General features: G+C 28.8%; 11 protein-coding genes. 1 reads left to right on the top strand and 10 read right to left on the bottom strand.

The window, feature by feature from the left end:
* The first annotated feature begins 361 nt into the window (after positions 1-361).
* Complete coding sequence (locus HV819_RS02640) at positions 362-1,585, top strand: FprA family A-type flavoprotein (RefSeq protein ID WP_154539311.1); 1,224 nt, start codon at positions 362-364, stop codon at positions 1,583-1,585.
* A gap of 171 nt (positions 1,586-1,756) precedes the next feature.
* On the opposite strand, the gene HV819_RS02635 is transcribed toward HV819_RS02640, so the two are convergent.
* The 10 genes from HV819_RS02635 to HV819_RS02590 all read right to left on the bottom strand — a co-directional run bounded on the left by HV819_RS02635 (position 1,757) and on the right by HV819_RS02590 (position 11,070).
* Positions 1,757-3,265, bottom strand: coding sequence for a 4Fe-4S dicluster domain-containing protein (locus HV819_RS02635; RefSeq protein ID WP_176269440.1), 1,509 nt, complete (start codon positions 3,263-3,265; stop codon positions 1,757-1,759).
* 28 nt (positions 3,266-3,293) lie between these two features.
* Entirely contained in the window at positions 3,294-3,584 is a 291-nt protein-coding gene (locus HV819_RS02630; protein WP_176269439.1) for a (2Fe-2S) ferredoxin domain-containing protein, read from the bottom strand.
* 63 nt (positions 3,585-3,647) lie between these two features.
* Positions 3,648-5,270 (bottom strand): sensor histidine kinase, encoded by a 1,623-nt coding sequence (locus HV819_RS02625; protein ID WP_176269438.1) that lies wholly within the window; start codon positions 5,268-5,270, stop codon positions 3,648-3,650.
* Positions 5,267-5,926, bottom strand: coding sequence for a response regulator transcription factor (locus tag HV819_RS02620; protein WP_176269437.1), 660 nt, complete (start codon positions 5,924-5,926; stop codon positions 5,267-5,269). Before HV819_RS02620 ends, HV819_RS02625 begins: the two co-directional genes overlap by 4 nt.
* Positions 5,923-6,540 (bottom strand): phosphate signaling complex PhoU family protein, encoded by a 618-nt coding sequence (locus HV819_RS02615; protein ID WP_176269436.1) that lies wholly within the window; start codon positions 6,538-6,540, stop codon positions 5,923-5,925. Before HV819_RS02615 ends, HV819_RS02620 begins: the two co-directional genes overlap by 4 nt.
* Before the next feature lies 1 nt (position 6,541).
* Positions 6,542-7,399, bottom strand: coding sequence for a phosphate ABC transporter ATP-binding protein PstB (gene pstB, locus HV819_RS02610; protein WP_176269435.1), 858 nt, complete (start codon positions 7,397-7,399; stop codon positions 6,542-6,544).
* Positions 7,400-7,409: 10 nt separating this feature from the next.
* A complete protein-coding gene (pstA, locus tag HV819_RS02605) occupies positions 7,410-8,210 on the bottom strand; it encodes a phosphate ABC transporter permease PstA (RefSeq protein ID WP_176269434.1) in 801 nt (266 codons plus the stop codon).
* A gap of 9 nt (positions 8,211-8,219) precedes the next feature.
* Positions 8,220-9,080, bottom strand: coding sequence for a phosphate ABC transporter permease subunit PstC (gene pstC / locus HV819_RS02600; RefSeq protein WP_154539327.1), 861 nt, complete (start codon positions 9,078-9,080; stop codon positions 8,220-8,222).
* A complete protein-coding gene (locus HV819_RS02595; RefSeq protein ID WP_176269433.1) occupies positions 9,077-9,940 on the bottom strand; it encodes a substrate-binding domain-containing protein in 864 nt (287 codons plus the stop codon). Before HV819_RS02595 ends, pstC begins: the two co-directional genes overlap by 4 nt.
* Positions 9,941-10,107: 167 nt before the next feature.
* Complete coding sequence (locus tag HV819_RS02590; protein ID WP_176269432.1) at positions 10,108-11,070, bottom strand: substrate-binding domain-containing protein; 963 nt, start codon at positions 11,068-11,070, stop codon at positions 10,108-10,110.
* Between the last annotated feature and the right edge of the window lie 90 nt (positions 11,071-11,160).

The raw sequence follows: 11,160 nt of genomic DNA, 5'->3' as shown, positions 1-11,160 counted from the left end.
AAAAAATATAATATCCATTTTTCTTTACAGTATCATTCTATCTTGAAAATGTTTTTTTGTCAAATATATTTATTTTTTATATGTTTTAAGAATATTAATAAAAAATATTTGATATTTGTCAACTATCAAGTACCCCATTTAATATATATCCTAAATTTAGATTCTTAATCATTTTTATAAGATTCAAAATTTTTTCTCTACAATAGATATTAAAAATTTATTTTTCATATTATGAAAAAGTTTTTTTAATTTTTAAAAATATTTTAATTAGCTAATAAAGATTTTATTAATAATAGTTAAAAGATATTTATTTTTAACCTATTTAAGGTATAATATCTGTAGTAAAAATATTGGAGGTTATATGCAATTTACAAAAAAAGTTTATGAAAATATCTATTGGGTTGGAACCAATGATAGAGGACTTAAAAGATTTGAAAATATGTTCATTCTACCTAATGGTGTATCATACAATTCATATATTATAAAAGATGAAAAAAATGTTCTTATGGATGGAGTAGATTCTTCTGCCTTAAGAACTTTCTTAGAAAATGTTGACTATGTTCTTAACGGTGAAGATTTAGATTACATAATTGTTCAACATATGGAACCTGACCATTGTGGTTCTATTGACTTTATATTAAAAACTTATCCTAATTGTAAATTTGTAGGAAACGCTAAATCTATCAAATTTTTTAAACAGTTTTATCCAAACGATAAGTTTGTTGATGGTAGATTTATTGAGATAAGGGATGGGGATGAATTAAATATAGGCAAAAGAAATCTCAAATTTATATTTGCACCTATGGTACATTGGCCAGAAGTATTTATGACTTATGAAACTACTGAAGGATTATTCTTCTCAGCTGATGCTTTTGGTTCTTTTAATGTCATAGAAGGACACATTCAAGCTAAATACTATATTAATAATGATTCTTGGCTTGATGAGAATAGAAGATATTATATTAATATTGTCGGCAAGCATGGAAAAATGGTTACAAACTTATTAAAAAAAGTATCAGGTTTCAAAATAAACGCTATTTTCCCACTTCATGGACCTGTTTATGAAGATAAGGATTCTATTTCATTTATCTTGGATAAATATGACAAATGGGCAAACTTTAAACCTGAAACTAAGGGTGTTAATATTATTTTTTCATCTATGTATGGAAATACAGAGCTTGCAAGCGATCTACTTGCATCTAAGCTTGATGAACTCGGAGTTGAAAATATCAGGTTAAGAGATGTATCAGATATTGATTTTTCTTATATAATTGCAGATAGTCACAAATATTCTAATCAAGTTTTTGTTGCTATGAATTATAACGCTGAGCTTTATCACAAAATGGACGCTTTTTTAAGAGAACTTGTAGGTACAGGTTATAAAAACAGACATATTTCATTTATCCACAACTATTCTTGGGGTGGAAAATCATTAGATATAGCTAAGTCCATTCTTGAAAGTGGTAAACATAAATATATAGGAGAAGATTTTATTATAAATTCCTCCATGACTGAAAACCAAGAAAGAGACATTGAAAATTTAGCTAAAGCTATAAAAGAAGACCTAGACAATCAAGAAATTTAATAAGAATTAAAAATGGGATCATTGCACAACAATGAATTTAAAAATTTGCATGAAATCACAAGTAACTTTCTAGGCAATTGAGAACAAGAATACTTGCTAACAATTGCCATAGATAGACTTGTAATAAATTTGCAAAAATTAATTCATTTTGCAACATTCCCATTTTTATTATCAATCTTTTGGTTTATCTTCTTCTGGAATATTTTTATTGTCATATGGTGACTTATAGATTGACTCTTTAGCAAATTGTTTAACAGCCTTTGATGTCTTAAGTTCTGATATCAAGGTACCAGGACCTCCTACACATCCACCTACACACGCCATTCCTTCAAGAAGAAGCCCATCTTTTTTCCCTAGTTTTGCCATTTGTGCAAGCTTTACACAATCAGCTAATCCTTCTGCTTTTTCTACTTTCACATCTAGATCTGGGTTAATTTCAGCAATTCTTTTTTTAACAGCTTCTGCTACCCCACCACTTACAGCATAGTTTCTTCCTGTTTCTGATGCATCTTGCCACTGTTCATCAATCTCTATTTCAGCTGGATCTATATCTTTTGCTAGAAACATTCCCATAAGTTCTTCATAGGTTATTACATAGTCTATAGTTTCTGCAACTTCTGGTCTTCTTGCTTCGAGTTTTTTAGATATACAAGGTCCTATAAAAGCAACTTTTGCTTCAGGATCCATTTTCTTTATATGTTTTCCTGAATAAATCATTGGTGTTGAAGACTCTGAAATTTTATCATTTATTTCAGGGAATTTCTTCTTTACCATTAGTTTCCATGAATAACAACAACTTGTTCCCATAAATGGTATTTTATCTGGGACACTTTCTACATATTCATGAGCTTCATTTAATGTTGTAAGGTCGGCACCAAGCCCAACTTCTATAACATCTTTAAATCCAAGTTGTCTAATAGCTTCTTTTATTTGAATAGTGGATGCCATAGGTCCAAATTGTCTAACAAAGGATGGAGCAACTATAGCATAAACATGCTTATTAGTTAAAAGTGACTTAGCCAACTGATAGATCTCTGTTTTATCAGATATAGCACCAAATGGACAAGCAGTTATACACCTACCACACGCTACACACTTATCTTCATCTATTTCAGCCCTACCAAGACTATCACTTTTTATTGCCTTAACCCCACATGACTCAGCACATGGTCTTTTTGTATGAGCTATAGCATTATACGGACAAGCTTGAACACATTTACCACATTTTATACACTTATCTTGGTCTATAATAGAACCATCTGATGTATATGTAATAGCATTTTTTGGGCATACATTTACACATGGATGGGCAATACAAGCCTTACAAGTATTGGTTACCTCTACCTTGTTTTCAGCACATGATTCACAGGCTATCTTTATAACAGAAACTAGTGGTGGTTCATACTTTCTTATATCATAATCTTCATCATCTAGTCCATCTGTAATAGCTCCTGTCTTATCAGCAGTTCTTGCATCAAGGCCTACTCCCATCCTTAGTCTTTCACCCATAACAGCTCTTTCTCTAAAGATATTTTCCCTATATGATGCCTCTTCGCCCGGAAGAATATCAAAAACTTCTGTAGCTATATCATATAATGACCTATTTTCAAAGGCAATTTTAGCTATATGCTCAAACGCCATTCTTCTAATATTTAAAATATTTATGTATGTTTCTTTCATCTAATTAATCCAATCTTTCTTACAAATATTAATTAAAATTTGCTTCAAAAGCAGTATCGAGTATGTATTCCATTATTACTTCAGTTTTAGCATTAGTAAATACCTTATCATCTACTAATACAACAGGTGCGTTTTTCTTGTTCTTTTTGCATTCCTCATAACAGGGAATCATGGATATTTCTATTTTTGTATCACTTATTTCTAAATTATCCTTTTCAATTCTTTTATTAAATTCTTCAACAAACTCCGAAAGTCTATTAAAAATTATGTCAGAGCCTAACATAGTACATCTTGCTCCTGCACAAACTTGTATCTTCATAAATTCTCCTTAAATTTAATAATTACTTGACATAATTATATCAAATATATTGAAATAATAAAATCAATTATTAGGAATGGAAATAACAAATCTAGTTCCATATCCATACTTACTCTCTACTTTTATATTATAGTTTAGATAATCACATATGTGTTTTACAATAGATAATCCTAGACCTGTAGACTTTAGTGTTCTTGTTCTTTGCTTATCCGCTACATAAAACCTTTCAAATATTCTTTTAGTATCTTCCCTTTTAATACCTATACCCGTATCTTCTATAATTAAATTAGTATTTCTTTTATAAACTTGATATTTTAAAAATATTTTTCCATTAACCTTATTATACTTGATGGCATTCTCATATATATTTGTTATTAGATCTGTAAAAAGCGATTCATGTGTTCTTATAAATATATCATTTATTTCATTTATTACTTCTATATTCTTCTTATCACTAATTCTTTTAAATTTGATAACAACTTTATCAGCAATATCCTTTACATTGATAATTGTCCTGCCCTCTTCTAAATTTTCTTCATCGAGCTTAGATAATTTTAAAATATCATCAATTATATTTAACAACCTATTTCCTTCTTCATTAATTATTTTTCCAAACTTTTTAACATCATCATTTTTGGCAAGGCCTGTTGCTATAAGTTCTGCATATCCATTTATAGAAGTTAATGGTGATTTTAGTTCATGTGTTACATTTGCAGTGAACTCTCTTCTCATAACTTCTGCTTTCTTATTTTTTGAATCATCAATAATTAAAATAATGTATGAATCTATATCTTCATAAACTATAGGATCTATAAATAGCTTTACAGAAATCTCATCAAGGTCTAGGTCTATATCCTTACCTTTTTTTAAAAGCTTAGTTTGTCTTAAAGTAAGCTTGTAATCATCATTATCTATTAAATTATCTATTTTTACATCATCACCCACACCTAAAAGGTTTTTAGCTTGGTCATTTATGATAATTATCTTCCCATTCTTATCAAAATATATAAAACCTTCCTCCATATTAGATGTGATTTTTTCTATATTCATGATTTTTGATAAGAGTGATTCATTTTGAGCTTCTAAGTTTTCTATTTTATTCTTTTCCTTAAGTAAAAACTCTTTAGGATTATTTGAAAATTCATCAAATGTTTCGCTATTTTTAAATAAATCTTTAAATTGAAATAACAAATCCCTATATATTGACTTGCTTAGAATTTTATTTATAAATAAAATAAAAACTATAGCTAATAAATATATGTGAGTTCTTCTAATCAAATAATTTATAAATGATTGACTTTTAAAACCTATAGCCAGTATTTTGTTATTAATTTTCATAGCATAAAGGTTTGTATTATAAGAGAAATAATTTTTCTTAGACTTTTTTACCATATTGTTGTTTTCAAATTCATAATTTTTTATTTTAATCTTATTAATACCAGAGTCATATATTATTTGACCATCTTCATTTTTTAAAAGTATTTCCAAATCATTAAAATTTTCTTTAAATTTTTTAAGCTCATTACTACTAATTTCTCTATAAGAAAGAAAGCCCAAAGAAGACATTATAAATTCTTCTTGGGCCTTTACTTTATCTTTATATGAAAGAAAATTAGTGATAACAAGGCATAGAATTATTAATGATGTGAAAATTATATTAATATTTCTATTTATTATCTTTTTCATATTTCTCCAAGTTTGTATCCTAAGTTTCTTACTGTTTTTATGTGTAAACCAGCATTTTTTAGCTTATTTCTTAGACTTGCTATATGAACATCAACTGTTCTTGTTTCTCCCTCATAATCATATCCCCATATTTTAAGCAAAAAGTCTTCCCTCGTGATAACATTACCTATATTTGATAAAAATAGTAAAAGCATTTCAAATTCTTTGTAGGTAAGCTCAATTTTCTCTCCATCAACTTTTACTGTTCTCTTTTTTATATTAACTTCAATATTATCATAGTTTAAATGTTGCCTATCTTTTTTATCACTTCTTCTTAAAACCGCTTTAACTCTTGATATCAATTCAAGAATTGAGAAAGGCTTGGTTATATAATCATCTGCTCCACTTTCAAGACCTTGGACTTTTTCATATTCATCATTTCTTGCTGTAAGCATTATTATTGGTATATCTGAAAATTCTCTTATTTGTTCAAGAATCTCCATACCATCTTTTCCAGGAAGCATTATATCAAGTATCAACAAATCTACTTTATCATCTTTGACCTGATCAACTACATCAAGACCATTTTCAAAACCTCTTACATCATATCCTTTTTCTGACAAGGCATACATAACTAAATTTCTTATAGCCTTGTCATCTTCTACCACATATATCATAATCTTGTAGTGTAATCTGCAACTTTAGCAAGCCTATCTCCAAGTCTTTCAAAATACTTGTAGAATAAAACTTTTTCAGATAATTCCATTGGAGAGATTTGGTCTTGTTTGGTTAATTTTACTAAATAATGGATACAATCCTCAAATAATTCATTGTTTATTTCATCATCTTCAATTGTCCTTAAGGCTAGCTCATTATCATTGTTTTCAAAACTTTTTATACCATTTTCATTCATTAATTTTTGATTTTTAATAAAGGCATCAACATAGTCTTTTTCTTCATCTCTTAAAGGAAATTCCAACAGTATGGCTGCTGCTTGAGCTATGTGATTAGAAACTCTCTTATAAGTAGAGGCAAGTTTAATTGACATTTGTAAAAATCTTAAGTCTCTTGCAACTGGTTGCTGTAAGGCTAATAGGTCATAACAAAATCTCTCTATATCAGCTGCATATTGTCTTATATCATGATCAAGATCAATTATTTCTTCAAGGTTGTTTTTTTGTCCATTTTCTATATATAATTTAAACCTATCATAAGAAAGTTTAATTAGCTCTGATACATTCTTTTCCATCTTTCTAATGTTAGCTAAGTCTTCTATATACCTTGTTCTCATATCAGCCAAACCTTCCTGTTATATAATCTTCAGTTCTTTTGTCTTTTGGGTCATTAAAAATTTCCTTTGTATCATTCATTTCTATAACCTCACCTGTCAAAAAAAACGCTGTCTGATCAGAAATTCTTGCAGCTTGTTGCATGTTGTGAGTTACAATTACTATAGTATATTTTTCTTTTAAGTCTTCTAATAATTCCTCAATAGAAGCAGTAGATATTGGATCAAGTGCACTTGTTGGTTCATCCATTAAAACTATTTCTGGATTTACTGATAAAGTCCTTGCTATACAAATCCTTTGTTGTTGTCCACCAGAAAAAGAGAGTGCATTTCTATCTAGCTTATCTTTAACCTCATCCCAAACACTTGCTGCCTTAAGAGATTTTTCTACTATGTAATCTAACTCATCTTTATCCTTGATTCCATCTATTTTTGGCCCATAAATTATATTATCATAAACAGATTTTGAAAAAGGGTTAGGTGTTTGAAATACCATACCTACATTTCTTCTTAATCTTACAACATCAACATCCTTTTTATTTATATCCTTCCCATCTATTTCAATTAAACCTTCAATTTTACAATCATCAACTAAATCATTCATTCTATTAAAACATTTTAGTGTTGTTGACTTACCACAACCACTAGGACCTATGAAAGCTGTTATACCTTTTTCTTTAATTTCCATATTTATTTTTTTAAGAGCTTGGAAATCTCCGTAATATAAGTCAAGGTCTTTAACATTTATAGCTGTCTTTCTTTTTGGGGTTTTATGAGTTTCATCTCCAAAAAAAGTTTTAATTCTTTTTTTATCTTTATCTAAGCTATTTAAAGCCTCGTTTTTAATCTTATTTGTTTCCATTAATATCTCCTTATTTTACAATAGCCTTTGAAATCTTTCCTGATATAAAGTTCAAAATTATGACAAATACTAAAAGCAATACTGCAGTTGCATAAGCTTGCTCAACGTGAAAACCTTCTGTTGAAAGAACATACATGTGTACTGCCATTGTCCTTGCTGAATCAAGAAGTGAGATTGGTGTTTTTGCTACTGTACCCATTGTATATATTAGAGCGGCTGACTCACCAACTATTCTACCCGTTGATAAAAATATTCCTCCAAGTATACCATTGATTGCCTCTGGAATGATTATTTTAAATATAGTTTGTATTTTAGTTGCTCCAAGAGCAAGAGAAGCATGTGCTTGAAGTGGATTTACATTTAGTATAGCCTCTTCTGTTGTCCTAATTATTGTTGGAAGTATCATTATTGCTACAGTCAAACATCCCGCTATAAGTGAATAGCCTAGTTTTAGGGTATCTACAAAAAATAAATAACCAAATAAACCATATACTATTGAAGGAATTGATGATAATATTTCTGTAGCAAATCTAACAGCTTTTATTAAATACTTATTTTTTGCATATTGAGATAAGTAAATAGCTGTAAAAATTCCTATTGGTAGTGTAATTACTAAGGTTATTACAATTGTAAAAAATGTTGTAATTAGTGAAGGAACTATTGATACATTTTCAGATGTATATTCAAATTCAAATAGCGAAGGTGAAATGTTAGGTATACCATTTATAAGTATATAGGCTATTATAATCCCACCTGCTGCAAATCCCAACATTGATAGTGTATAAATTAATATCTTAAATGATTTTTTCATTTTTTACTCCTACATCTTAGCTTGGTCTTTATTTCTAATAAAATTGAATATTATGTTTATAATTAAGATAAATATAAATAATACCATACCAGTTGCAATTAGTGACTCTCTATGGAGTCCTGAAGCATATCCCATCTCTAAAACTATATTTGTTGTAAGAGTTCTAACACCATCTAGTAAAGATCCCGGTAGTCTTGGTTGATTACCAATTACTAGATAAACCGCCATGGTTTCACCAATAGATCTTCCTATAGCTAGTATTATTGATGAGTAAATACCACTTTTAGCATATGGAATCATAATCTTTCTTATTGTTTCTTCTTTAGTAGCTCCTAAGGCTAGAGAACCTGTATAAAATGTTTTAGGAACTTGCTCAAGGGAGTTTTGAGAAATATTAATCATAGTTGGCAAGATCATAATTGATAAAAGTAAGCTAGCTGTAAGCATATTCATCCCACCAGTTTTAAATGTTTTTGCTATAAGCGGTACTAGTACCATCATTGCGAAAAAACCATAAATAATTGATGGAATAGCTGCCATTAAATTTATAAGTCCATTTAGAAATCCATAAGATTTTTTAGAATAATAAGCCATAAACACTGAAATAGATAGACCAAAAGGTATAGCTATTAAGGCTGATAGCATTGTTACAATAATTGAACCTATAATCATAGGACCAATACCGAAATAAGGTGGTTTTGCAGTTGGAGCCCATTTACTTCCAGATATAAAATTAATCAAACCATATTGGCTAATAAAACTTATACCAGACCTAAATATAAAAAATGTTATAAGAATTATTAGAAAAATAGCCATAATAGCAGAAAATAAAAATATAATCTCACCTATTCTTTCTTTTGTATTTTTCATTTTTTCAACTCTCCTGTATTAGTTATCTCTCCCTTATAAATATCTCTAAGCTCTTTTATACTTAAATCATTTATAAGGTTATTTTCTTTGTTAACAATTATTGCTATACCGTCTATTGCAAACACTTCAAAGCTTAAACTTTCATCGCTTAGCTTATTTGAAACCATAGCTAAATCTACAACATTATCTTTTACATTTTTAAGTCCTGTAAGGGATTCATTTGATAAAACTTCTATGTCAACATCCTTATTTAAAGATTCATATTTTTCAGAAAGTTTTTCCATAATAGAACTTAAGGATGAAGAGCCAGTTATAGTTAATTTTCCTTCAAGGTTTTTTGATTGATATGATTTTTCTGTTGAAAGTGCTACCAAGCCATTTTTTTCAATAATATCCTTAACTTCCTTACTTTTTATAAATTCTAAGAAATCATTAGCTACATCTGATAAATTTTCCTTGTCATAAACTAAGGAAAAAGGTCTTTGAAGTTTATATTCTCCACTTTCAATAGTCTTCTTACTAGGGATTACTCCTTCAATTTTTACAGGCTTTACAGAGTCATCTAAGGCAGTAAGTGAAACATAGGCTATAGCGGTTTTATCAATTGATACTGCTTTTATTGCTCCGTTTGTCGAGTTTACTACCATTGAATTATCTGTGGTCATATCTTCTTCTTCTCCATTTTTCCCTTTTTTAACTAGTCCAATTTGTTCTATAAAACTTTTTCTTGTTCCTGACCCATCTTCCCTACTTGTTACAGTAATATCAAAATTATCACCTTCATCAACGTTGGACTTTGTTGATGAACAAGAGCTAAGAAAAAATATTAAGGTCAAGCCTAATACAATTCTTTTAATCATATATACTCCTAATATTTTTCTATAGATAATATTATTAAATTCTTGTATCAGATAGATGAATCTTTTGTAAAATCTATGTAAAATTTATTAAAATTTTCAAAAAAAACGGGCTGTTGCAAAATGAATTAAATATTCATAATTTTGCAACAATCCCACCTTTACTTTAATTATTTACTTAATTCAGAAGTGTTTTTAATTTCTCCTGCAAATATTTTTTTAAGTTGATCTTTTGTAAGATTATTGATTTTTGTATCATTTTTATTTACTACAACTGCAATACCATCTTTAGCAATAACTTCAACAGTTAATTTTTCTTTTTCATCATCTTTTAGCTCTCTAGATGCCATAGCTATTTGACTTACATCTGATATTGTTGATTCTATCCCTGCAGATGAACCAGTAGATTGAATTTCAATCTTAGCTTTCGGATTAATTTCTTTGTACTTTTCAACAAGTTTTTCCATTAAAGGGGTCACTGATGTAGAACCAGCTATTGTTAAATTTCCCTCAACTTCTTTTGGTTTATAGTCTTTTGTTTCTACTTTAATATATCCTTCTTTACTAGCTATATTTTGAGCATCTTCACTTAATACAAAGTTTAGAAAGTCTTTTCCAAGTTCATCTAATTTATCTTCTTTAAAAGCTAGGTTGAAGGGTCTTTGTAATGTATACTCTCCAGATTCAATGTTTTTTTCTGTAGCTTCAGCTCCATCTACTTTAACTTTTTGAACACTATCATTAACAGAACCTAATGATACATATCCGATAGCTGATGGATCTTGGGATACAGTTTGCATAACGCTATTAGTTGAATTTTGAACTACAGCTTCATCAGTAGTAAGGTCTTTTGTTTCTCCACCTTCTTTAGCCTCTAGTCCTACCAGTTCTATAAATGCACCTCTTGTTCCAGAACCATCTTCTCTTGATACTACAGTAATATCAAAATCTTCTTGGTTAGATTCAGATGTTTTGCCTTTTTCAGAAGTAAGCTTATCTGTGTTTGACGATTCAGTTGTTTCAGTACTTGATGTATCATTAGTTTTATTGCTTTTTTCACTATTTCTACAAGCCACCAAAATCATTGATAAAGAAAGAGCAGCTACTAATACTTTTGCATTTTTAATCTTCATTATTTACTCCTTTAAATATTTGTAACTTCACAATAGATAATAAGGAAAGTTTATTTTGATTAGATAAGGTAATTGTAAAATTTATGTTAA

It is taken from the genome of Anaerococcus faecalis (genome assembly GCF_013371425.1).
Classification (GTDB): Bacteria; Bacillota; Clostridia; order Tissierellales; family Peptoniphilaceae; genus Anaerococcus; species Anaerococcus porci.
This window is presented reverse-complemented; position numbering and strand designations above follow the sequence as displayed.

What these genes read in the sequence shown, in the direction of transcription:
- HV819_RS02640 (WP_154539311.1), top strand. Translation starts at nt 362, where the DNA reads ATGCAATTTACAAAAAAAGTTTATGAAAATATCTATTGGGTTGGAACC.
- HV819_RS02635 (WP_176269440.1), bottom strand. Translation starts at nt 3,265, where the DNA reads ATGAAAGAAACATACATAAATATTTTAAATATTAGAAGAATGGCGTTT.
- HV819_RS02630 (WP_176269439.1), bottom strand. Translation starts at nt 3,584, where the DNA reads ATGAAGATACAAGTTTGTGCAGGAGCAAGATGTACTATGTTAGGCTCT.
- HV819_RS02625 (WP_176269438.1), bottom strand. Translation starts at nt 5,270, where the DNA reads ATGAAAAAGATAATAAATAGAAATATTAATATAATTTTCACATCATTA.
- HV819_RS02620 (WP_176269437.1), bottom strand. Translation starts at nt 5,926, where the DNA reads ATGATATATGTGGTAGAAGATGACAAGGCTATAAGAAATTTAGTTATG.
- HV819_RS02615 (WP_176269436.1), bottom strand. Translation starts at nt 6,540, where the DNA reads ATGAGAACAAGGTATATAGAAGACTTAGCTAACATTAGAAAGATGGAA.
- pstB (WP_176269435.1), bottom strand. Translation starts at nt 7,399, where the DNA reads ATGGAAACAAATAAGATTAAAAACGAGGCTTTAAATAGCTTAGATAAA.
- pstA (WP_176269434.1), bottom strand. Translation starts at nt 8,210, where the DNA reads ATGAAAAAATCATTTAAGATATTAATTTATACACTATCAATGTTGGGA.
- pstC (WP_154539327.1), bottom strand. Translation starts at nt 9,080, where the DNA reads ATGAAAAATACAAAAGAAAGAATAGGTGAGATTATATTTTTATTTTCT.
- HV819_RS02595 (WP_176269433.1), bottom strand. Translation starts at nt 9,940, where the DNA reads ATGATTAAAAGAATTGTATTAGGCTTGACCTTAATATTTTTTCTTAGC.
- HV819_RS02590 (WP_176269432.1), bottom strand. Translation starts at nt 11,070, where the DNA reads ATGAAGATTAAAAATGCAAAAGTATTAGTAGCTGCTCTTTCTTTATCA.